A 24,632-nucleotide genomic window follows, 5' to 3' on the forward strand; every position below is an offset into this window, starting at 1 on the left:
GTTAAATATTAATTAACATTCATTTTAAATAAAATAATTTTAGTGATATAAGCTATGAGTTACATAGAAAAAGAATGCTTTTTACAACAAAAAATAATAAAAACAGACATAAAAGAACAATTAAATAATCTACGTCAACAGATAATAAAATCAATCACGATGGGAGATATAGATATTGGAAATCGTCTAATTTATGATTATGAGTTATTATTAAAATTCTATGAGGCAATAGAACATTAATCTCAATTTATTGCAAAATATTATGGGTTAGCTTAAAACTAACCCATATAATTTAACGATTATATTTATTTATATTACATATATGTATATCATTCATGGGTTCTATTGATGGATTTTCGCTACAGATTATAATTAATGTAAGTATACACAGTTCTTTTTTATACTCAATCAACGTCCTAATTGTTGAATATTCAATGCCATTAAACAATTCAATAGCAAACGTAGGCTCTAATGTTTTTCTAAATTGTATTTCAACAAAATCGCAAAAAGTCATGCATTTTTCTTCTAACAATGATTCCGCAGAACTAATCGCTTCTGATAAGCTAAGTGTATGATGACACATCACTTTATAGCTATCATTACTAAATAAAACTTGACTACTCTTGATTGACGTAATACAAGCAAAACCTTTAAAATTATCTATAAACTGTTCAATAAGGTAACTTTTTTCCATCATGTCATCTCTTAACTAATTAAATTCCCATGATTAACTTGCCTGAAATTCAAGCATAAACTGCAATCAATCTATTTTTATATTCATTCAATTTTAAGGATTGATACTATTTAACGAATTATCATAAATATAATAATTCCAATGCAGCATACTTTATTTATAACGATTTAATGAACATATTTTTTGATCGTTTCAAGAAATAAATCTAATCGACATATATATAAAAAATGTAGTCTACTATACCTTTCGCGTACCGTAATTACATTAAAAATACTGATGGTTAAAAATAGTAATTATACTATAATCCATATCATTTAATTTACTTCACAAATTGTTGAAACAATACAGTTATAAAGAGTATTAGTTTTAACTTTATTTACGATGGAATGTCTTATGAACCCAGTTATCGACACTATTTTAGATCACCGTTCAATCCGTGTTTTCACCAATGACCCTATCTCTAAAGTGCAATTAGATACCATCATTAGCGCAGGAATTGCCGCCTCTTCGTCAAGCTTGCTTCAAGTAAACTCAATTATTCGTATTACTGATATGGAAAAGAGAAAAGCACTAGTTGAACTTTCGGGCGGCCAGCCTTATGTTGAAGGTGCCGCTGAATTTCTGGTTTTTTGTATTGATTTTCAACGTCATCATGAAATGAATCCTGACGTAAAAGCAGAATACACAGAGCTAACACTGATTGGTGCTATCGATGCCGGAATAATGGCACAAAACTGCTTACTCGCGGCAGAATCAATGGGCTTAGGTGGCGTGTATATTGGCGGTTTACGAACTCACGCTCAAGAAGTGGACGATTTACTTGAGTTGCCTCAACACACTGCGGTGTTATTTGGCATGTGCTTAGGTCACCCCGATCAAACGCCACAACAAAAACCACGCTTAAGCCCTGAGGTTATTGTTCATGAAAATACGTACAAGCCATTAGATAAAAACAAAATCCATGAATACGATGAAACCATGTTGCAGTATTACGCCACACGTAACAGCAATCAAAAACAAAGTTCATGGTCGGAGCAAATTACAAGCAAGTTATCTCAAGAATCACGCCCTCACATTAAAGGGTACTTAAATAACAAAGGTCTAGCGATTAAATAATAACGAGCATGAGTGCCGTCGAGTCACTCATGCTTTTCTTTTAAACCCATTTTCGCCAAAAGAACAAACCAACAAGCCCAAGAGAAATACCAATACAAATCAACGTTACAATCCAAAATGCGATGCTTGATTCAACCCCTGGCATTCCACCAACATTGATCCCCATTAAGCCAGTAAAGAAACTCAGTGGTAAAAAGATCGCCGCAATAAGCGTCAAAACATAAGATCGTTGATTTATTTGCTCTGACATTTGATTACTGATTTCTTCTTGAATCATGCCCGATCTTTCTCTTAATGCATCAATATCTTCAATATGTCTAATTTGACGATCTGAAATGCTCCTTAAATTCAAACGATGCATATCATTTAACCAATTTAGAGGCTCGTTAATTAGCTTATTCATCGCTTCACGCTGTGGTGCAAGATAACGACGCATACCAATACTTTGTTTTCTTATTTTAAGTAATGAACTTCGTATCGCCCTAAGATCATCGCCTTCTAAGGCTTCTTCTTGTACTAATAACTCATCTTCAAGATTATCGACCGTATCAGACATTTTTCTTACTATACGATCAATCCATTCAACCAAGAGCTCGGGTATATCTTTAGGCCCATGACCTTCGTTTAAATGTTTTAGTATGTCTTGAGTAGAAAGTAGAATACGCTTACGGGTACTGACCATTCGTTTCCCATCAGTCCATACTCGCAATGAAACCATATCTTCCGGTTCGGCATTAGGGTTTAGGTTAATGCCTCGAAAAACAGCTAATAAGTTATTATTTCGACTTAAAATATGAGGACGGCTGTCTTCACTGAATAAACTGTCCAATACAATTTCGTTTAATTCTGTATTATCACTCAGCCACTGATGAATCTCTTCATCGGTATAATAGCAATGCAACCAAATATCTTCATTTCTAGCCCATACCTGACAACTCTCTTCCCAAGAAAGACTTTTCATTCCACCCTTGTTATCTAACACTATTCCATGAATAAAACCTTCGGGTGTTTTTTCTGTGCCATCCATAATTATCGACGTCCTACAGTGACATTGTATAAATATGACATCTTATATTATGTCTAACTTCATGTATTCAACTGTTACCTCTGGTTATCTTCTAAATACCCCTTTACCCTTTATTTTTTGGGGTATTTGTCACCTCTTATTTATGTTACGTTCCACCACCTTAATCTCAGGTCCTAGTTGTTAGTTCTTGGGATTCGTCATTTTTAAGCACAAATCTACAAAACAACTAAACTTAATAATTATAATAGCAACACCTGTAGATGATGCTCACTCATCTACATTCTTGGTTTTGCTGCACTTTTGTAAATAGGTAATGTCTATGCTGTCTATCTTTGATATCTACAAAATCGGTGTTGGGCCATCTAGCTCACACACAAATGGTCCTATGATTGCGGGGTATAATTTTACCCAACTTATCCAACCTCATTTAGATCAAGTGGCTCGCGTGCAGGTGGATCTTTATGGTTCTCTTTCATTAACGGGGATTGGTCACCATACCGATCGCGCAACCATTTTAGGTTTACTAGGTAACCGTCCAGATACCATCAAGATAACCAGTGCAAACTTGGCAATGAAAAAAGCCATTGAAGATAAGGTATTGCATATCGCAGGCGCTCACGAAATCACCTTTGATTATGAAACTGATATGCTTTTTCATAAAACCAATTTGCCATTACACGAAAATGGCATGACGATTTCAATCTTTGATGCCGCAGCCCAACAACTGGCTATAGAAACTTACTATTCCGTAGGCGGCGGATTTATTGCAACCGCTGATGAGCTAACCAATGGCAAAAGCGCGACGGGTGTTGAAGTCGAGTTCCCATTTAAATCTGCGGACGAGATGCTAGAAAAAGCTGAGAAACAAGGCCTAAGCTTAGGCAGCTTTATTCTGCGTAACGAAGTCTCTTTTCAACCAATGGAAGCGATTGATGCGAAAGCCGATCAAATTTGGAAAGTCATGTCATTGTGTATGGAACGAGGTTTCCAAACCGAAGGCATTCTTGACGGTGGCTTAAACGTGGTTCGTCGTGCGCCTGCATTATTAAAAAAACTGGAAGCAAATGCTTCTATTGAAAGTGATCCTATGGAAATAATGGATTGGATCAACTTATTCGCGTTTGCGGTAAGCGAAGAAAACGCGGCGGGTGGCCAAGTGGTTACCTCCCCAACCAATGGTGCGGCGGGGGTTATTCCTGGTGTACTGATGTATTACCATCGCTTCATTAAAGAGCTAGACACTAAGCAACTGAAAGATTTTTTAGCGGTATCTGGTGCCATTGGTATTTTATATAAAACCAATGCGTCTATTTCTGGTGCTGAAGTGGGTTGTCAGGGTGAGGTTGGTGTTTCATCATCAATGGCGGCGGCTGGCTTAACGGCACTTCGCGGCGGCAGTAATGAGCAAATTTGTATGGCGGCTGAAATTGCGATGGAACATTCGTTAGGTATGACGTGCGACCCAATCGGTGGTCTTGTTCAAGTACCTTGTATTGAACGTAATGCAATGGGCTCAATGAAAGCAATTAACGCCTCTCGCATGGCTCTTAAACGCACAAGTAAGTGTCTTATCTCGCTCGATAAAGTGATCGATACCATGTATCAAACAGGCAAAGACATGAACCGTAAATACCGTGAAACCTCTCTCGGCGGTTTAGCGTTAATTCACATGGCACCACCGTGTGAATAATAGCGAGTTAAGCTAACAACAAAAAATCCAGAGTTCTCAAACGAGGCTCTGGATTTTTTATGTCTACTATCTAAATGTTGAATTACTTTTTATACGGCGACACTATCGTATTTCCTGTCACTGCATGATGAGAAACCATCACTAAGTCTTGATATAAAGATCGGATATTCTCCTCACTCAATACTTCATTAGGCTTACCTTCTGCCATCACTTCACCGTTATTAATCAAAATTAAGCGATCACAAAATTCTGCGGCCGTATTAAGGTTGTGAATCGCAACCAAGGCTGACTTTCCGTTTTTGCATTCTTGATGAAGTACATTCATTAACTGCGATTCATGACCAATATCCAAACTGGCTGTCGGTTCATCAAGCAGCATTAATGGCGTACCTTGCACCAATAAACGAGCAAAGTGAACAAGCTGCTTCTCACCGCCCGATAAATCAGTCACGGTACGATGATGTAAATGCCCAATACCGACTCTTTCTAATGCGGCTTGGCTTTGCTCTTCAATCACCGCTTTAGAGATCAGTGTTTTCTGTTGCTTTGCATGAAAACCTAATCCTATGGTTTCCATCACACTGAATGGGAATGCTGCTTCGCTGTATTGAGGTAAATAGCTCATACTTAATGCTCGGTCAATATGAGAAAGGCTAGGTAGCAATTCGCCGTCAATAACGATCTCTCCCTGTGAATACGCTTGAAACCCACTAATGCATTTCATTAACGTACTTTTACCTGCGCCATTAGGCCCTATCACGCCAACCAGTTCACCTGCACTCATCGAAAAGGAAATGTCTTTTAGTAGCGTTTTGGCACCCACTTGGTAACTCAAATTAGAGATGGTTAATAATGGCTTCATGCTAAACGCCCCTTTCTTTGAAATCGAATAATCAAGCCAATGAAGTAACAACCACCAATGAAGGAGGTAATGATCCCCGCTTTTAATTCGTTTGGCGCGATAATCCAGCGACCTAACAAATCACACACAAGTAAGAAAATTACACCGAAGATAGCTGAGAATGGCAATAATTTTTCATGAGCAGGGCCAACAAGCAAACGCACCAAATGCGGCACCATTAACCCAATGAATCCAATCGGCCCTGCAATCGCTATCGACATCGCAGTAAGCAGCGTTGCAAACATCAATAATTTAAAGCGTGTTTTCTTGATGTTTAACCCCATTCCGTGAGCACTTTCTTCACCCAAAGCTAACAAATTCAATGAACGACTTTCTTTGAGCAGCAATATAGACACAACAATAATCACGGGAGCAGGCCATAACAAATGTTGCCACATGCGCCCATCTAACCCCCCCATTGCCCAAAACACAAATTGGCTAACTTCGTATTGTTGAGCCATTAATAGCAGACCCATTCTAGCTCCGCCAAGCAAGCTAGATAATGCCAACCCCGTTAAGATTAAAAACAAAATTTGAGAAGACGAATGACGTGAAGCCAACACATAAATAAACGCTGATGCTGCCAACGCCCCCACCGTAGTAAAAATTGGCAACCACATTGGGTTCATAAATGAAAAGCCCGTCACTATCGCAACCACTGCACCAAAGCTGCTGCCCGAACTAACCCCCAATACATCAGGACTCGCGAGTGGGTTTTTAAATAAGCCTTGCGTACATGCTCCCGCGAATGCCAATGCCCCACCCGCTAATATTGCGGCACAGGCTCTTGGTAATCGAATATGCAACACAATGGCAGAGGCCAAAGGATGCTCTTTCGCAGCCAATTCACTGCCACCAAGCACATAGCTTTTAAACATAGCAAGTATATCTATAATTGGAATATGAACAGCTCCGACACTTAGATAAGTGAAAAACAACCCAATAAATAGGCTGACTGAAACCAATATTTGAAATGACGTTAATCGATAAAATGGCATCATTGTTTCTTATAAGCAGAATGGTTAACGAATAGAATTGCATCAATAATGTACTGGCTATACACGCTTTTTAATACATGTGGCATTTGATAAACCCGCCCTTCTTTGATCGCCGTTACCGATTGTAATGATGGATCAGATAAGATCGTTTGCCTAAATTGCTCAGCGCCATTGTCATCTCCATAAACCCAAGCTGGAATAAACAACACATCAGGGTTAAGCACTATCACCATTTCTTTTGATACTGGCACTTGCCCATATTTGTCACTGACTAACCCTTCAATCGCATTTTCTAATCCCGCTTGTTCTAATACTTCATCCCACGTGGAATCTTGGCCACTTGAGGTTCCCCAAGGATTATAATCAAGAGCTTTTAAGGCTTTCTTAGGATGAATTAAATGATTACGTAATCGAGAATGCATCATCTCAATCACTTTTTCTGCAGCGTCTCGGCGATTAACAATATCACCAACACGTAAAATCTCGGCTTCAATTTCAGCGATGGTTTTTGGGGTTTGAATTCTGTAAACAGGAATACCTGCACTTTCAATAATGGCTAATTTTGAAGCATCGCTCCAATTAGCAGCAAAAACGATATCAGGGCGATTCGCAATGATCATTTCTACATTAAGCGCCAATAGCGGAACCGATTTAGGAAGAATGTCTTTTACTGCTGAGTAGTTTGGGTTATCCGCTAAATCAGTTAGACTGGATAAGCGATTATTATTAACCAATTCTAATAATACCGCGTCAGTAAACAACGTTTTCGATGAGATCTTAATTGGCTCTTTTTCAATGATGACTTGATTGCCTAAACCATCGGTTAAAGAGAGCGGATATATGGTGTCAGCCATTGATGAAAATGACAAGAATAACGAAAGCGTGATGAGAAAAGGTTTAAACGCCGGCCAATGCATGGTAACTCCTGTAAATCGCGTACCTAGTAAAATAGTTTACTTCTTGTAAACCGAACTCTTCGTATCTGACTTAAATACTTAATGTATTCTTACAGTGGCGCGCCCGTTACGGAGTTTCACCGTATTCCGAAGATGGGGCGTATTGTACTTTGCTGCGGCACTATATTCTATCTTTAAACCTTGAAACCATTTGTTTAATTCGGACTAACCCATAGTAATAGAAGCGATTTCTTTCTATAGTGACTCTATATAGGATGTATTACTCAAGGGATAAAAAATGAAATACACGTTGTTGCTTCTATTAACCATGTTCGCTTCTGTTAGTTTTGCCAATACTGAAGAACAAATCACTCAGCCACTCGTCAGCATTAATGCCACTGTTGATATAAAAGGCCTTGAGCAATCGGCTGAACAAGGCGCACAAGCGATGCGAAAAATGGCCAACTCCCTTGAGCTAATCGCAAAAAATAGAAACCTCACACCAGAGCAGCAAGAACACATTTACCAAACGATTGAAAATATTAATAATCTGGTTGATATCTCATCCAATTCCCTTAGAACACTGCCGACCTTTCTAAAGCAATCTAAAGAAACACTCTCAGAAAGCAGCTCACAATTTTTTGATGATCTAACTTTTAAGGTTATTTTGTTACTCTCTCTTGTTGTTCTTGCCTTGGTCGCCATTATTGCCTGCTTCTATTGGTTTATTCTTCGCCCACTGCAAAACACCTTATTGCAAGCCACCACCAATATTTCAACCATGGCAAAAGCCATCGAAAATTCGGCCTTATCTCTTGAAATGACCAACAAAAATCACGACAACATTTTGCATCTACTTAGCCAAGAAAAGGATAATCAATCCTAGAGTAGACGTGATAAAGTACGTTCACTCTTTATTGATAACTAAGTGATTTAATTATGGCACTAAAAGCATCTGGTGTGGTTGGTGAGCTTTCATACCCTTTTATTTTTGAAGACAGTCCACTGTGTGATTTTGAAATTTTAACCGATGAGTTATGTACTTATACGGGGTTGGCTTTATCTCAATTAGCCTCAGGCGAGGTTCGAGAATCACTTGAACGTTTACAACCAAAGATCTTTAATTTAAATGGTTCTATTCGTGGAAAATGTGGCATTTTTGAAGACGATATTCAAGAACTGCTCACAGATTTATATCACTTTAAATCTCAAGTAACCGATGATGCAAAACGCTTTGTATTACCAAGAGGTACAGGTGCCGTAATTCAATTGCACCAATGCCGTAGTTTAAGTAAAAAAGTGGTTCGAGCACTCGTCCAAGTAGATAAATTAACCACGAAAAAAATCCCAGAAACCCTGCCTCGTTTTGCTAATGTACTTGCGAATTATTACTTTGCGCTGACTCGAGTATTAAATCAAGATTCTGGAATAGAAGAACCAGAATACATCAGCATTAATTATCCAATGCCGAAAAATTAAACCCTTATTTGGCTAATAATTTATTGGTTTTCTTAACTGAATATATATAAGAAAACCAATAGATATATTAAATGCTTATTAACATTCTAATTAATGGCGAATTTTGTTGCAGTTGTGTCAACGATGTAATCACGGTGAATGAATAACACTTTATTTTGAATAATCCTTATTGTTTATACAAAATAGATCAATTAATATTCATTAACTATTCCATAAGTATTGATAGACCTGCTCATATATTATAAAGTCTCTCCTTACGTTACCCTTTCCAATTTAGTGATTTTCCTCGCATAATTTATGCGGTATATCGCTGAATTACCTTATTATTTGTTAATTTTTTGTAAGCGATTTACATCATGGAATTAAATAAGCCTAATACCTTCTTTTTTTGGCCACGTTTTATCGTGTTATTCTTATTATTCTTTTCTTTATTATTTTCTGTTTTCTATTTTTACAAGTACTCAGAGAATGAAATAAACGTTAACAAAATAAAATCTGAACAGAAAGCAATTATTGCGGCACAGAAGAAATACATCTCAATGACTCTTGATAGTATCGGCCAAGATCTCTTATTATTGTCAGACTTTATTGAGATACATCATGCCTATAATATCCATAATAAAAAGCTAATTGAACTCACAGAAGCCAATGCACTTGCATTAAGTTTACGTAAAGGTTTGTATGACCAACTTCGTTATATTGATCTAGAAGGCAATGAAATTATCCGAGTTAATTATAATGACGGAGATCCTTCTATTGTCCCTAAGGCACAATTACAAAATAAAGCGAATCGTTATTACGTGAAAGACAGTTTAAAGCTGCATGATGGTGATGTTTACATCTCAGCACTTGATCTCAACATTGAGCACGGCGAGATAGAAATCCCACATAAGCCGATGCTCCGCCTTGCCACGCCTGTTTATGATGACAATGGTAAAAAACGTGGGATTGTTATACTCAACTACTTAGCAGAACACTTACTGGATGGATTAAAAATATTTAATTTGAACCAGAATGATCATCATATGCTAATCAATCATAACGATTATTTCTTGTTCTATGACAGAAGACCAGAGTTAGAATTTGCCTTCATGTTTCCTAATAATGAAGAGAAAAAATACTCCGCTATTTACCCAGAAACATACCGTTGTTTAAATCACAAAGCGTCAGGCCAAGTTGATATCAGCTCTGGCGTGCTTACTTTTGATTCGGTATTCTCGTACCCAAAAAATATCGATTCATCTAATTCAATTCACATTGTTAAACAAGATACGTGTTGGCGTTTAATCACTTTTGTGCCGAATTCAACAAAATGGACCATTGCGAATACCTCATCGAATGATTTGCATATTTTAGGCAGTATGATTCTATTCTCATTGTGCATGTCTTACATTATCGCGCAGCTGCAACTTAAAAAACGCATCGATCATAATGAAATACGAAAATTGGCACATCACGACAGTTTAACCGGCTTAATTAATCGCGGATATTTTAAAAAATTATTCCATTGGAAAATGCAACACGCCCGACGATTCGAATCAAAGCTAGCTCTGATCTATATTGATCTTGATGGTTTTAAAGATCTCAATGACAGCTTTGGTCATAGCGTTGGGGATCTCGCATTAAAAGCTATCTCTAAAAATTTAGAATATGCTTTTTCTATTAATGCGTATGTTTCTCGTATTGGTGGAGATGAGTTTGCAGTCCTGATTTATGATGTTAATGACACACAAGAAGTCATTTCACAGGTTGAAGCGTATTTGTATTTATCCCATCAACCACTCACGCTTGATAATAAGCAATACATGCTAAACACAAGCATTGGGGTTGCCTTCTTCCCTGAACACGGCACTAACATCAATGACCTAATGCATAATGCCGATGAAGCAATGTATTACATCAAACGTTCAGGAAAAAATGGATTCCAAATTTTTAGTCTTTAATCTTATCTTCTACTATGCCCATGCCGCCTTGGTATGGGTGTGGTGATACAAACGCCAACATAACCAAAATATCACGCCATACAATACACCTGCGCCTAAAATAACCCTATCCCAGCCACCGTGCTGCCAACAATACATCAAATAAAATCCACCAAGACTCCCGCTCACATAGTAATGAACCAGATATAACGCCGTCGCTGTCGATTTAGCCGTTACTGCTTGCTGACTCACCCAACCATACGCCAATGAATGTGTAAAAAAAGCACCAAAACTTAATACATTCAAACCAATTAGAATCACAACTAATGAACTATTACTTGCAATTAACATCCCACATAAGCTGATCAACGAACCAAGAAACATCCCAGATACCGCACTAAAACGGTGACACCACATTCCAACCAGTCTTGAGCTGATCGTGCCAGACAAATAGCATAAGAAAATCATAGAAGCGATACTGATTGGCAAAGAGTAAGGTTCGGCCACCAATCGAAACCCTGTTACGGTGTATAAATTCACAAACAAAGCGAAATTAACGCCACCAATGAGCATCGCAAACAAGATTTTGTTATTTCTTAAATGTTGAAAGATAATTCGATGATATTGAGATAATGAAGGCGCATTATCTCGTGGTTGCTCTTTCTTCGGAAGTACAAGCGCCACGATGATAGCCCCCACTAAACTGAGTACCGCCATGCAAAACACAGCAGTTTGCCAATCAAAATGGTCGGTAACCATGCCGCCAAAAATACGACCAGAGATCCCACCTAAAGAATTTGCACTAATGTAAGCACCAATGGCGTGACTGAATGCTTTGGCCGAAAACTCTTCTGCCATATAAGCCACCGCTACCGCAGCAAAACCTGCCAATGCCATTCCCATTAACCCCCGACTAATAATCAACAACATTAGGTTGTTCGTTAGTAATGGTGTTAATCCGATCACTGGCAATAAAAATAGACTGATTAATAGGATTTTTCGACGCCCTATCATCTCTGAAGCAATAGCCCAAGGCAGTAGCATTAACGCAAGAGTGAATGTTCCAGCGGCAAGTAGCCAGTTAATTTTAGTTGCAGATACCGCAAAATGATCCGCCAGTGCAGGAAGCATTGGTTGAAACAAATACAAATTACAAAATACCAAAAACGAGCCAAAGGCCAATGCGGCACTTACTTGATAATACGCTCGACTGCGAAATTCAATCATCTTAGTGATCATCATTAGGAAACAATATCAAAACAGTAGCAAGTTCATTGGAATAGTGAAAATATATAATAATTATCGTTTTAATAGTTTTTAGTTATGGCGAGGCAATGCGGATGGATACAAGATTACTAAGGTACTTTGTTGCAGTTACAGAGCATCAAAATATTACTCATGCAGCCAAAGCACTGCATATTGCACAACCAGCGCTCAGTGTTGCAATAAAGAAATTAGAAAACGAGCTAGAGCTTGAACTCTTTCGTCGCAACGAACGAAAAATAGCACTCACCCATGAAGGTGAAATTTTACTGACTCATGCAAAACTCATTCTTCAACAATTAGATGATGCAACTCTTGCAATGAAAGAACTAAGAGGACTAGAGAAAGGGGAAGTACGATTAGGTGTCCCTAGTATCATGGGGACTTATTATTTCCCTGATGTTTTAATGGCCTTCAAAAGTCGATACCCAAAATTAAAACTCACCATGATTGAAGCAGGCGCACAATCTATACAAAAAATGCTGCTCGATGGGGAGATAGATTTAGGCATTACTCAAGTTCGAGACTTACCCGAAGCACTCGATTCGGACCATTTAGTTCGGTCTCAAATGGTTGCGGTGGTAAGCACAGACCACGAATTTTCAAAAAAGAAAACCTTATCTTTTAAAGAGTTCTTCTCTCAAGAGTTAGTGATGTTTAAACAAGGCTACTTTCACAGAGAAAGACTAGATGCCATATGTGAGCAAGAGAACTTAACTGCCGATTTTTCTTTTGAAACCAACCTATTACCTGTTATTTTGAAAATTGTAAAACGGGATTTCGCCATCAGTGCATTACTTGAGTTAGCCACAGAAAACGAACCTGATATTGTCTCTATTCCTTTTAGTGATCCTATATTTTTAGATATCTCTATTGCGTGGAGAAAGAATGGTTATCTCTCAAAAGCAGACCGAACCTTCTTAGACTTTGTGAAACAGAACCACTAGAACTACCTTAAATTTCTCGAAAAGTTCCCCAAATTAAGCCCTCATAAATGGAAAATATGACTACCAAATTCGGTACTGACATTAACGAAAATAAGTGGAATATTGAATACCAGCTTAGCTTTCAACATCAAAATAATAAAAATGATGAAAGCAATATTAAGTTAAAAGTCACGCAACGAATGTGAAATGTTAGCCAAAAAATGAGGTGCCACAATGAAGAAATATATTCCTGTCCTACTTGCTCTTAGTGCAGTTTCTGGTGCTAGCTATGCGGCAACTGCGCCAAAGGCAGATACTGCTGATTATTTACAAATGCGTAACGGTGTTGCTTATCAAGTAAATCAAGACAGCCCTTATACTGGTCAGTTTGTTCAAAAATACGATAACGGACAAATATCAACAAAAGTGGAATTTAATAAAGGGTTAGAAATAGGCACCGAAAGTAATTGGTACCCGAACGGTCAAATGGCCTCTAAGCTGAACTATAACGACGGTAAGCTTGAAGGCGTAATGCAAACTTGGTATGTAAATGGCCAGAAAAAAACAGAGTTCACTTACAAGAATAATAAGCTCGATGGAAAAGCAACACGTTGGTATGACAACGGCGAGAAAAACCTAACCATTAGCTACGATGATGGCCAAAAAGACGGCCAATACACCAGCTACTATGCAAATGGTAAGAAAGCGACTCAAGCAAGCTATGATGAAGGAAAAATCAAAGACGGTTCACTCACCCATTGGAATAATCATGGTGATAAAGTAGAACAATTAACCTTCAAAAATCAAAAAGTCGTTTCTGAACAAACATGGTTACCAGAAAGCTAATCAACAGATTTTATAACAATTAATAGTTAACGTTAATGCAATAACAAAAAGTTCGCCCTACAAAAATAAAGCCCTTATGCACGCAAAGTACATAAGGGCTTTTTATTTGTAGGCTCATTATTTATCGATTCAGATCAAGGGGCACAATATTACTCAAAGTTTATCCGTTTACGTTAAATGAAAATAACATTAACCCACCAATGATTGATTGAAATGAAGACACCAAATCAAATGCATAAAAAAGCCAAGCGCATGAGCACTTAGCTTCTGATTAAAAATCGTCAACGTATTTTAATGAGACAGTATCCACTTCTATCTAACTTCTTCTGCTTCTACGTCTTCATGTTTGTATGCAATAAAACCATATATAGTCCAACCAAGGAAAGTAACAATAGACCCCCACATCATTGCGTCATAACCTGCCCCATAAAGAGCATAGAAACTGTATACTGCTGCCACAACCGCAATAAAATTCGTTTTACTCATCTCTTTTTTACTAACATGAGCGAACTTTTGCATAATGAAGATAGCTGCCATACATAGGATATAAGGCACGACGTTGGTAACCACCGCTAAGTTGACTAGCGATTCAAATTGCTCGTTCAACGTTGGACTGATTGTCATTAGCGATAATACCGTTTGAATCACCGTAATAATGATCATTCCTTTTACAGGTGTTCCTCGTTTATCAATTTCAGAGAATACCTTTGGAAAGAAACCTTCATCAGCCGAGCTTTTAAACACAGAGGCGATAGTAAACTGCCACCCTAGTAAAGACCCAGTACAAGCAATTACAGCTAAACCAGCAACCGCCTTACCAGCCCAAGACCCTAACATAACTTGCCATACCAAACTGAATGGCGCGGTTGATGCCGCTAGAGCCCCATTTTCAACAATACCCGCACAAATGTTAGTAGAGACAATATAAACCACCGCCGCTATTAACGTACCGCAAAGCACTGCGATAGGAACGTTCTTCTCTGGATTTTCAACAGAGTCACTGTTTGCACAGGCAGATTCCAAACCCAAAAACGCCCAAAGCGTCATAGCTATCGATGCGCTCACCGCGTCACCAAAGGGTAAACTGTGTGGATTCCAAGAGTTAACGTACATTTCAGGACTAAACCAGAACCATCCAATTATTCCTAAGCTACATACAGGTAAAATAACGCCCCATACCGTAAAAGTACCGATTTGCCCTGTAACTTTTGCGCCACCAAAATTTGCAACAGTACATAACCACAACACACTAATCGTTGCTATACACGTTTGAATCGGAGTCAATGAGATCTCAAAGAACGCTTGGGCATAACCCACCGACGTAATCGCAATGTTCGCAATCAATAAAGAAAGACCATAAGTCCATCCAGCCATGAACGCGCCTGAATCACCAAAAGCATAAGAGGCATAACCATTCATACCACCCGGACGTTTACTAAATCGCCCACATTTAGCAAAAACATACGCTAAACTCATCGAACCAATCGCAGTAACAAGCCAAGAAATAATTGAGATGGAACCCACTTGTGCCAATTTACTTGGCAACATAATAATGCCGGATCCAGCCATGTTAATAAAAGTAAGGACCGTAAGTTGAACTACGCCCATTTTAGATTTTTGCGTCATAAGATCACCCTGAGTGACGTGGCAGGAGCTCCCACCACGTTCATTAGTTGTTAGTTTGATTCGTTAAGGACATAACAAAATGCGGTAGTTCGGCCATTTACTTCTTCTAAATAAACACCTTGAATTTCAGGAGCGAACCCTGGGAATTGGTTAATCCCCTCCTCTAATGCTAAGAAGTATTGGGTAACTTCGCAGGTCCATGCTTCACCAGGGATCACACATAGCACACCAGGAGGATAAGGAAGTGCACCTTCAGCGGCGATTCGTCCCGTTGCTTCTTTCAGTTCGACGTATTCACACTCTCCACGGAAATACTGAGTGTTTGCTTGTTGAGGAAGCACTTTCATTTCAGGGAAATAAGCCTCACGGAACATACAACGTTGCAGCTCTTTTACATTCAACTCACGGTACATATTGTGCATTTCAAGACATAACTGTTGAATTGTATAACCTTTATAACGCTCTTTATTTGCTTCATACACGGTTGGTAACACCACTTGCAATGGAGCATCTTCTTTCACAAATTGTTCGAATCGATTAATTTGTGCCACCAATTGGTGCATTTTCGCCATGTCTTCAGCAGGTGTAAGCAAGAACAAAATAGAATTCAAATCACACTTCTCAGGAACAATGCCATTTTCACGTAAGAAGTTAGCGAGTAGCGTTGCTGGAATACCAAACTCAGCATAATCCCCGTGTTCATTAATCCCTGCTGTCGTTAATAACAATTTACATGGATCAACAAAGTATTGTTCCTTACCGTAACCTTCAAATTTGTGCCATGTGTCTTCAGGATTAAATAAGAAGAATTTTTTCTCATTCGCAATTAATTCCGTGTCATAGTCCTGCCATAATTGGCCATCAACTATTTCAGGAATAAATGGCGTAATATATTCACAGCTATTCAATAATTCTTTACGCGTTTCAATACCAATTTTTACACACTCATGCCATAACTTACGACCAGATGCACCATCATGAATTTTGGCATTCACATCTAATGCTGAGAATAAAGCATAAAATGGGCTGGTTGACGCATGCATCATGAAGGCATTATTGAAGCGTTTATGATTACAGTAACGAGCTTGTCCTTTGATGTGACGGTCTTTTTTATGGATTTGGGAGGTTTGAGAAAAACCAGCTTGTTGCTTATGAACCGATTGAGTAACCAAAACACCTGCATCTTCAGGTTTTAAATCCAACAATAATGGAGAGCAATCTTTCATCATTGGAATAAATTGCTCGTAGCCTACCCATGCAGAATCAAATAAAATGTAATCACATAAGTGGCCAATTTTATCCATCACAAAACGCGCGTTATAAATCGTACCGTCATAGGTTCCTAATTGAATAATCGCCATTCTGAATGGACGTTCTTCTTTTGCTCTTTTTGGATCTGTTTTTGCAATTTGATCGCGAATATAACTTTCATCAAAACAATGTTCATCAATACCACCAATAAATCCGTATGGATTTCGAGCTGTTTCTAAATAGACAGGAATCCCACCCGCTTGAAACAACGCACCGTGATGATTTGATTTATGGTTATTTCGGTCAAATAGCACCAAATCTCCCGGAGTTAAAATTGCATTACAAGCAACCTTGTTTGATGCAGATGTCCCATTAAGAACAAAGTACGTTTTATCTGCATTAAACACTTTTGCAGCGTGTTTTTGTGCTGCACACGCATGACCTTCATGGATTAGCAAATCGCCTAATGCCACATCCGCATTACATAAATCACTTCGGAATAAATTCTCGCCAAAGAAATCGTAGAACTGTTTACCTGCAGGGTGTTTTTTGAAAAACTGTCCACCTTGATGTCCAGGACAATCAAACGCCGCATTCCCTTGATCAACATATCGGGTTATTTTTTCAAAAAATGGTGGCAACACTTTTGATTCGTATTTATGAGCAGCTTCGTTAATTTGACGGCAATAATATGAAATAGATTGTTGAGTTAAATCAATAACACTGGTTACTTTTGCATAATCACAAGAGCAAAGTTGGCGAGTACCATCACCACAAATAACAAAAACAGGAATGCCATAACACGTTTCTTCAGTTTGTTGATGTACCTTACCTGACACATCATCAAGGGAAAGAATAACAGCACTCACATCCGTTAATGCGACAGTATCAATCGGTCTTAATTCTCGGTTAAACGTTTCAACCAACATATCAGCGAGAGGCATGAAGTAATCACCAAGATTATTACTTATCGCAATGCTTAAATTTTTCATAATTAATTTCTTCTGTTTGAATGACAGAACCGAAATTAAAAGATTTAGAATATGAAGAACAACATCAAGAGTAATTTGTTGATCTCATTCACAAGATTAATATTATTAATATTATTAATATTTTATTTTATAAATATACGATTTCATTACTTTCATTTAAAAATAAAAGGTGATATTTACGCACGCATATAATTAAGATCGCTATAGAATCTGTTACTAAATTTAACCTTTTTAACATAGTTGACATTTATATCATGCTGTAAATATACAGTTGCATTATTTCAATCCGTAATTTATATTCTAAAAATAAACATCTCGATTGAGATAATAAAAACAAACAATTGTATTTTTAAACGCCAATATATTATTGGTTAGTAATTAATATAGGGACATAGCTATGTATGATATTAATACGTATTATAAATTCATTGCTGCTCGTTTTTTACTTGAACTTAATACTGCTTACCTTGCAAAACTATTCGGAGTACCTTTATCTAAAATAAATAGCATAGAATCAAATTCATGCAAAATACCAGCAATTTACTCATTTGCCATTAACAGCTTGATTTCAAAAGAGGAAAAATCAGAGGGAATATACAAATCTCTAGAAAATGATGATCTAGAATCTTTCTGTAGAAAAATAGATAAAGCGTCAAAAATAAATAGATTAAGCTGTTCTAAATGTCATTCAAGAAATTTACATGTAATGAAAATAAAAGAAGGGATATATTTTATTGAGTGTATGAAATGTAAAAAACAATGTATTCGAGTAAAGATTCAGCAGTAAGATATTATTCTTGGCAGAACAAAGGTATTTATTTGTCACATTATTTGTATAATAAAAAATAAAAACACACTCAATTAATTAGATTATAAAAACAAGATAATATAAATATGTCAACAATATACCCACCTTGATAACAAGAAATATACACCATATATAGAACACTACGCTAGATCGTTAAAAACTAAATGTTATATTCCATTTTTAGTAGGCATTCAGTCATGAACATTTGTTTAATAACTAAGCGGATATGTTCACCTTTGGGATAAAAGTATCGAATATATTTTTATTTATCTGTTCATTATATTATTTATCTTCACATGTGATTCAACCTCTACTCAAATAATACCATTTCAACACTCTGGTTAAGATCTTAAATGTTAAATTTGATTGAGTAAATCACCATAAAAATCATTATTATTGATAGAACCTATCAGATTCGAACTTTTCAGCTAAAACACCGTAAATATCTCTTCCGCTCCAATAAAGTGACTCTACAAGCCTACTGACTTCTTTTAGACTGGTTGATGAAAAAGTAGATCAGATTGACCATTGCAATTCAACGTTATGAATTTATGTAATTTTTAATCTATATTTAAGATCTCAGAAAGTAAAAATAAAGTCAGGTACTCATAAATCAACGTAATGATTTAGGGTAATTAATCAAAAATAATAACTTAAGGGAAGTGTTAACTTATGATGAGTTTAATCTTCTTGCTACTACTCGTTGCGATGCTCTGCGCGTTTAGTGGCAAAAAAAATATCAGTTACATTCTATTTACGGTATCGGTCATTATTGGCTTGTTCTGGTTTCATCATCACGCGACAGATTCTCTGTCCATTTTATTATAGGTGCATGTATGAACAGTAAAAATGTAACGTTATTAAATATCCTTGGCCTGCTCGGTATTACGTTTGTATTATTGATGGGTTCAGTACTTCAGGTTGCTTGGAATGAGCTTCCTTGTCCGCTTTGTCTGCTTCAGAGAGTTGGTTTTGTTATGGTTATGTTTGGCTTTATGCTAAACATTATTTATGGCACGCAACAACGTCATTACGGGGTTATTCTTGTCGGGGCGCTGTTTGGTGCAGCAACCGCATTACGCCAAGTATCACTTCACGTAATCCCTGGAACTCCAGGATTTGGTAGCCCAATTTTAGGTATGCATTACTACACATGGGCATTTGTTATCTTTATGATGGCGATTGTGGGTGTTGCTGTATTACTTATGCTTTGGAATAACGATTGGTCTACTGATACTTACCAAATGAATGCATTCGGTAAATTCGCCTCCGTCTTAGCTATTGTTGCTGTACTGGTTAATGTCCTTTCTACTTTTGTAGAATGTGGCCCATACCAATGCCCAGATAACCCTGTGAGCTATTGGTTATTGGATATGTTTTCATAACTAATACCGTATTAACATAACCTAACTATAAACGGCACCTCTAAAGTGTGCCGTTTTTTATAGCTAAGCGATGATGTTCATTCAATATAATCAAAATAAATATGTTGAGCCTGCCATTCTACTTTCTCGATATTATCAGCGAGCCTTGCAACACTATCAGTGTTTAGCATCAAAACGATGCCATGCTATTGATTTCTTTTATCTTTATAGAGCTGAACATCCGCCAATTTCAAAGCTTCGTCAATCGTCATGTTCTTATCTTTATTAACAATCCCCGTTGATATAGTTATTGATAAATCATTAATAATAAAAGGTTTATTTTTTGTGTTTTCTTTTAATTTATACCCCAGTTCTTGAGCCTTATCTAAAGGACAATTCATTAAAATGACCAGAAACTCATCCCCTCCGATTCTAAACAAGTAATCATTTTCTCTAAAGACAAATTGCATTGACGACGCAATATGTTTAATCGCTTCATCACCAATATGATGGCCAAACGAGTCATTGATCTTCTTTATGTTGTTACCATCAATCGAGATCACAGACAGACAATCATCCATATCATTTTTCTCTTTTATTTTGGATAAAAGCGTTCGATTTGAAATTTTAGTCAACTCATCCATATTGGATTTTTCGCTCATTTCACTTAACTCTTTCTTACTATTTGAAATTTTGATGTTTTTCACTAAAAATAGATAAGAAATAAAAACGAATAAAAAGAAAACAAACCACGTATCTTTGAAAAAGATATACATAGGAATATTATATTTTATAACTAAATTATTACTAATTGTTCGCTCTATAGAGTATGAAAAGTTCCTAAAAAATATTTTTTTTTGCTCTAGCGTAATTATTTTCTTTAAATTTTTATCCACCATATATTTGATGTTTTTATTTAATAAGAAATCACTGGCTATATTTACATCCATATTATAATCACCAATGACATTACCAAGAAAATAAACAGGTGATGATATTGATATAACTGATTTGCTCTCATCAAAATAACTGTCATAAATGTTAGAAACAAGAATTCTATCTTTTAATAAAAATTCACTCGAAAATAATGAGCATGTTTTTTGAACCTCACATGCATCTTTAGAAAAAAATTTTTTGTAATCATCAACAGGGCGAGTTGTAAAGAGGAACTCATCATTGTATGAACGGTAGTAACTATCACCACCGCGCCTAATCAAAGAGGGTAAATCGTAGTTAATGTCGTAAAGAAAGCCTATAATATGGTTTGTTCTATCTGTTCTATTCGTATTCCCATAAGTGCTATACCTTAATTTACTCAGATTCTCTACGATTCCATTCACTTCTTTTTCATTTTTAAAGGCACCTTTAATTAATAGTCTGCCTTCAATATATTGAGAGATTAGGTAAGTAATATTCTTCGCGTTATCAATTTTATTCACCAGAATAGTAAATGATTTTTTTTCATTAGAAAGGAAGTAGTTAGACGTTAATATCACAACTAAAATATAAAGTATGATAGAAAAAAGCATCGAGATCATAACGATACTTTTGTTAAAATAAATTGATGTCATCATATTCCCTATCTATTATTATGCGAGTATTATCAATAATAAAATCGCTTAATTAAGGCATTTCTATTTTAATTAGAAATAACTATGCCTATAGCAATATAATTACAATAAATAAGGGTTGAAATATCAAAAATGAGACGCTTCGATTAACTAAAATAGCTAATGTTTACAGGAAGTAATGTTTCCCCCTCAAAAAAATAAGAATAGATGAAATAAGAGACAACAGACCTTATTCATCTATTCTTATTTTTTATGCTATAAACCTTTACTTTCCATCCTTGGCATTTGCTTCCAGAAAAGCCATCACTTCTTCACGCTCTAATGGGTTTAACCCTGCACGAGGGAACATACTTTTCGTTATCCCTTTCCATTGCACTTTCGTATATTGCTTAGGATCTTTAGCTGAATGGCACATAGTACAGCGTTGATAAAATAACGCCTCGCCTATACTTTGCTTGGTATCCCTCGTTGCAGCATTTTTAGCACCCAACGTGGCATCTATTTTTCCAATACTGAAATCTTTATCTACCATTATGGTTCTTGGTGGTTCAAACGCCAAATTTGAAGACTCAGGATCTCGGCAACGTTGGATATACGCCAAACACGTATTCGCACTGGTTGCTTGGCTTAAATCGCTCGATGCCTGACTTGATGTCAGCACATTAATTGCACCACTGTTACAACGTCCTTGACTATCAAATTGCAACCACGCGCCTTCTTCTAAACTGATCACTCCTGGCATTATTTGATCTGATACCTTTGCTCCTGCAATCACTCGCCCACGTTCATTGAATATCTCAACGAGTTGCCCTGAACGAATACCATGCTTCTCTGCATCTTGATCATTAATTAAAACATACTGTCGCCCTTGTACGTTCTCATATTTACGTACTTCGGTATTGGCTAGTTGAGAATGCAGTCGCATGTATGGGTGCGGACTAACGACGTGAACTTCATTCGGTTTCGCATTGCCTAAATATTCAAACGGTTCTAAAAACGTTGGCATTGGCGGGCAGTTTTTTACATCAAAATTAGCGATATCTTGGCAATACAGCTCTATTTTACCTGATGTGGTATGAAGCGGATTCTTATCTGGGTCTTGATAAAAATCACCATGCCTTACCCAATGATTAGCGACTTCTGGTACAGGTAGTAAGGCTACGCCATTTTTCCAAAATTCATCAAACGATAACGTTGCAGAAGAGGCTTTATAAGCACGTTTTAAAATATCATCAAAAGACAAACCATCCGTAAATTTATCTTCAACCTTAAAGATCTCAGCCAGTTTTCTAAAGATTTCAAAATCATCTAAGCTTTCACCATAAGGCTTGATAACTTGGCGCATCGCATAAATTTTATCATTACTGTAAGTTCCGCCAGAAGAGAGATCATTTCGTTCTAACGTACTGGTTGCTGGCAATACAATATCAGCGTAACGCGATGATGCACACCACCATGGGTCTTGGCACACAAACGTTTCAACTTTTTGATTAAGCGCTTCAATAAGCTCATTCGTATCTTGTTGGTGTGAAAGTAAATTATTACCTGCGTTGTAAACCATTTTGACATCAGGATAAACATAATCGATACCATCTCTGGTAAAGGTCTTACCCGGATTCATTAGCATTTCAGAGATGCGTGAAGCAGGACAAATTGCATTAACTGGGTTTTTACCTTGAGATAAACCTACCGGTAATGCTTTACCTGATTGAGGCATTCCACCATTCCCATAATGCCAACTAAAACCAACGCCTTCCCCAGGCTTGCCAATTTTTCCTAACATGGCAGCAAAATTAATGATTGCCCAATGAACCATCTCACCATGATCCGCTCTTTGCAGTGACCATCCTGCTGCAAATTGCGTTTTACTTGTGGCAAATTTCGTGGCCATTTTTTGAATATCTTCGGCTGATATTCCTGTGATTTTTGCCGCCCATTCAGGAGATTTAACAACACCATCCGTCTTACCCATCAGATGATCAATATATTTATCAGCACCGACAGTGTAGCGATCCAGATAAGCCGTATCATGGAGTTCATTCACATATACATGCTGTGCCATGGCAAGAAATAAAGCCGTGTCTGTATTAGGCACAATTTTTACCCATTCAGCATCCAACTCATCATCAGTTCGAGTGCGTTGTGGGTTAATTGAAATAAACTTAATACCTAACTCAGCAAACTGTTTCCAATGCGGGTACATTTGATGGTCAGCCACACGAAATTCAATGCGATTATTTTTCCAAGGATCACAACCGATTAATACAAAAATTTCAGTATGTTTTTCGATTACAGGCCATGCAGTTTGTGGTGAATATACTTCCATATCACCTATCACATGCGGCAAGATCACTTGAGACGCACCACCTGAGTAATCGCCAGTAGTGGTACTTTGACCGCCAATCAAGTTAAAGAATCGACCTTGCAATACTTGAGGCCGCATTAGGCCTGCGTGTGACCAGCCACCATAAGAGCTGCTGAAGATCGCTTCATTGCCATGATCTGTGGCGGTGGTTTGAATCGCATCAGCGACTAATGATAATGCAGTTTCCCAACTCACTCTTACAAACGGTTCTTTACCGCGTAAGTGCGGCTTAGTATCGCCTTTTGGATCGGCAAGATAAGAGGCTCTTACCATTGGGTATTTAACACGAGTTTTATCATATACTCGCCCAATTAAGCCCTCAGTTAGCATTTCAGTTGGCATAGCGTCTAATTCTTTACGCGGTTGAATACCAACAAGTACCCCCGCTTTGACTATGGCATTAAATGGTCCCCAATGACTGGCATGTGGGATCACATCAACCTCTTCATTATCAAAGACTTTAGATGCCGGATAAATCAGTAAACCACCGCCACCGACAACCGCGGTAGCAATGGATGTTTTTAAAAAAGTACGTCGAGAAATAGCCATAATACATTCCGTTTATTTAAATATTTATTAATGCGTATAAGCTGATGAATAGAACAACAGATGTATTTTAAACCTATAAAGATCCATTTTATATGCATATTTAAGGCACTAAAACCCAACGTGTTCAAATAACAATCATAAATTACATGTTGTCAGCAAAGTTACGTAATTTTAATCACGTTAGCTGCATAGTGATGAACATTTAAAAACTAAAAGAATGATTCCATTTTTGATAGGTATTCTAGATCCTTTTTAATCGTTCATTTTGTCAATATAAGAACCCACAAATACAAATAGCATTGATAATAATTTGCATTACCATGATTCAACTCAACGAATCAGGATGTT

General features: G+C 37.2%; 21 protein-coding genes. 11 read left to right on the plus strand and 10 right to left on the minus strand.

Annotated features, from left to right (window positions below; all coding sequences use genetic code 11):
* Positions 1 to 292: 292 nt before the first annotated feature.
* Positions 293 to 697 (minus strand): hypothetical protein, encoded by a 405-nt coding sequence (locus A6E04_RS09245; protein WP_065611005.1) that lies wholly within the window; start codon positions 695 to 697, stop codon positions 293 to 295.
* Between the two features lie 390 nt (positions 698 to 1,087).
* Here A6E04_RS09245 and nfsA point away from each other — a divergent pair, with 390 nt between their 5' ends.
* Complete coding sequence (nfsA, locus tag A6E04_RS09250; RefSeq protein ID WP_065611007.1) at positions 1,088 to 1,810, plus strand: oxygen-insensitive NADPH nitroreductase; 723 nt, start codon at positions 1,088 to 1,090, stop codon at positions 1,808 to 1,810.
* Between the two features lie 40 nt (positions 1,811 to 1,850).
* Here the strand turns inward: nfsA and A6E04_RS09255 are convergent, their stop codons facing one another.
* On the minus strand, positions 1,851 to 2,837 hold the full coding sequence (locus A6E04_RS09255) for a zinc transporter ZntB (protein ID WP_065611009.1): 987 nt from the start codon (positions 2,835 to 2,837) through the stop codon (positions 1,851 to 1,853).
* 319 nt (positions 2,838 to 3,156) lie between these two features.
* Between A6E04_RS09255 and A6E04_RS09260 the strand changes: the two genes are divergently transcribed.
* On the plus strand, positions 3,157 to 4,527 hold the full coding sequence (locus A6E04_RS09260) for an L-serine ammonia-lyase (protein WP_065611011.1): 1,371 nt from the start codon (positions 3,157 to 3,159) through the stop codon (positions 4,525 to 4,527).
* A gap of 82 nt (positions 4,528 to 4,609) precedes the next feature.
* On the opposite strand, the gene A6E04_RS09265 is transcribed toward A6E04_RS09260, so the two are convergent.
* The 3 genes from A6E04_RS09265 to A6E04_RS09275 are packed head-to-tail and all read right to left on the minus strand — an operon-like array spanning position 4,610 to position 7,343.
* Complete coding sequence (locus A6E04_RS09265; protein ID WP_065611013.1) at positions 4,610 to 5,389, minus strand: ABC transporter ATP-binding protein; 780 nt, start codon at positions 5,387 to 5,389, stop codon at positions 4,610 to 4,612.
* Complete coding sequence (locus tag A6E04_RS09270; protein ID WP_065611015.1) at positions 5,386 to 6,426, minus strand: FecCD family ABC transporter permease; 1,041 nt, start codon at positions 6,424 to 6,426, stop codon at positions 5,386 to 5,388. Before A6E04_RS09270 ends, A6E04_RS09265 begins: the two co-directional genes overlap by 4 nt.
* Positions 6,426 to 7,343 carry an ABC transporter substrate-binding protein gene (locus tag A6E04_RS09275; protein WP_065611016.1) on the minus strand — a complete coding sequence of 306 codons (918 nt, stop codon included), beginning with the start codon at positions 7,341 to 7,343 and terminating at the stop codon, positions 6,426 to 6,428. The genes A6E04_RS09270 and A6E04_RS09275 overlap by 1 nt, the downstream gene beginning before the upstream one ends.
* 277 nt (positions 7,344 to 7,620) lie before the next feature.
* Here A6E04_RS09275 and A6E04_RS09280 point away from each other — a divergent pair, with 277 nt between their 5' ends.
* The 3 genes from A6E04_RS09280 to A6E04_RS09290 all read left to right on the plus strand — a co-directional run bounded on the left by A6E04_RS09280 (position 7,621) and on the right by A6E04_RS09290 (position 10,744).
* Positions 7,621 to 8,208, plus strand: a complete 588-nt coding sequence (locus A6E04_RS09280; protein WP_065611018.1) for a hypothetical protein — start codon at positions 7,621 to 7,623, stop codon at positions 8,206 to 8,208.
* A 53-nt stretch (positions 8,209 to 8,261) separates the two neighbouring features.
* Positions 8,262 to 8,801, plus strand: coding sequence for an adenosyltransferase (locus tag A6E04_RS09285; RefSeq protein WP_012552287.1), 540 nt, complete (start codon positions 8,262 to 8,264; stop codon positions 8,799 to 8,801).
* Between the two features lie 356 nt (positions 8,802 to 9,157).
* Positions 9,158 to 10,744 (plus strand): sensor domain-containing diguanylate cyclase, encoded by a 1,587-nt coding sequence (locus A6E04_RS09290; protein WP_017023390.1) that lies wholly within the window; start codon positions 9,158 to 9,160, stop codon positions 10,742 to 10,744.
* Positions 10,745 to 10,756: 12 nt separating this feature from the next.
* Here A6E04_RS09290 and A6E04_RS09295 read toward each other — a convergent pair whose 3' ends face one another.
* A complete protein-coding gene (locus tag A6E04_RS09295; protein ID WP_175365420.1) occupies positions 10,757 to 11,950 on the minus strand; it encodes an MFS transporter in 1,194 nt (397 codons plus the stop codon).
* 113 nt (positions 11,951 to 12,063) lie between these two features.
* Here A6E04_RS09295 and A6E04_RS09300 point away from each other — a divergent pair, with 113 nt between their 5' ends.
* From A6E04_RS09300 to A6E04_RS09305, 3 genes are read left to right on the plus strand one after another with little or no spacing between them, the layout of a single operon-like run.
* Entirely contained in the window at positions 12,064 to 12,933 is an 870-nt protein-coding gene (locus A6E04_RS09300) for a LysR family transcriptional regulator (RefSeq protein WP_026025614.1), read from the plus strand.
* Positions 12,934 to 12,989: 56 nt separating this feature from the next.
* Entirely contained in the window at positions 12,990 to 13,118 is a 129-nt protein-coding gene (locus tag A6E04_RS21565; RefSeq protein WP_017023393.1) for a hypothetical protein, read from the plus strand.
* A gap of 28 nt (positions 13,119 to 13,146) precedes the next feature.
* Positions 13,147 to 13,758, plus strand: coding sequence for a toxin-antitoxin system YwqK family antitoxin (locus A6E04_RS09305; RefSeq protein WP_065611022.1), 612 nt, complete (start codon positions 13,147 to 13,149; stop codon positions 13,756 to 13,758).
* 312 nt (positions 13,759 to 14,070) lie between these two features.
* Here the strand turns inward: A6E04_RS09305 and potE are convergent, their stop codons facing one another.
* Both potE and speF read right to left on the minus strand, forming a co-directional pair.
* Complete coding sequence (gene potE / locus A6E04_RS09310; protein ID WP_065611024.1) at positions 14,071 to 15,384, minus strand: putrescine-ornithine antiporter; 1,314 nt, start codon at positions 15,382 to 15,384, stop codon at positions 14,071 to 14,073.
* A 50-nt stretch (positions 15,385 to 15,434) separates the two neighbouring features.
* Complete coding sequence (gene speF, locus A6E04_RS09315) at positions 15,435 to 17,627, minus strand: ornithine decarboxylase SpeF (RefSeq protein ID WP_065611026.1); 2,193 nt, start codon at positions 17,625 to 17,627, stop codon at positions 15,435 to 15,437.
* 397 nt (positions 17,628 to 18,024) lie between these two features.
* Here speF and A6E04_RS09320 point away from each other — a divergent pair, with 397 nt between their 5' ends.
* From A6E04_RS09320 to A6E04_RS09325, 3 genes are all read left to right on the plus strand, one after another.
* Complete coding sequence (locus A6E04_RS09320; RefSeq protein WP_244886263.1) at positions 18,025 to 18,414, plus strand: LIM domain-containing protein; 390 nt, start codon at positions 18,025 to 18,027, stop codon at positions 18,412 to 18,414.
* A 693-nt stretch (positions 18,415 to 19,107) separates the two neighbouring features.
* A complete protein-coding gene (locus tag A6E04_RS21295) occupies positions 19,108 to 19,263 on the plus strand; it encodes a DUF5993 family protein (RefSeq protein WP_175286789.1) in 156 nt (51 codons plus the stop codon).
* 8 nt (positions 19,264 to 19,271) lie between these two features.
* On the plus strand, positions 19,272 to 19,820 hold the full coding sequence (locus tag A6E04_RS09325; protein ID WP_065611029.1) for a disulfide bond formation protein B: 549 nt from the start codon (positions 19,272 to 19,274) through the stop codon (positions 19,818 to 19,820).
* A 185-nt stretch (positions 19,821 to 20,005) separates the two neighbouring features.
* Here A6E04_RS09325 and A6E04_RS09330 read toward each other — a convergent pair whose 3' ends face one another.
* Positions 20,006 to 21,373 (minus strand): GGDEF domain-containing protein, encoded by a 1,368-nt coding sequence (locus tag A6E04_RS09330; protein WP_244886264.1) that lies wholly within the window; start codon positions 21,371 to 21,373, stop codon positions 20,006 to 20,008.
* 262 nt (positions 21,374 to 21,635) lie between these two features.
* Positions 21,636 to 24,284, minus strand: coding sequence for a molybdopterin-dependent oxidoreductase (locus tag A6E04_RS09335; protein ID WP_065611033.1), 2,649 nt, complete (start codon positions 24,282 to 24,284; stop codon positions 21,636 to 21,638).
* Positions 24,285 to 24,632 lie beyond the last annotated feature (348 nt).

The organism is Aliivibrio logei (genome assembly GCF_001691055.1).
Classification (GTDB): Bacteria; Pseudomonadota; Gammaproteobacteria; order Enterobacterales; family Vibrionaceae; genus Aliivibrio; species Aliivibrio salmonicida.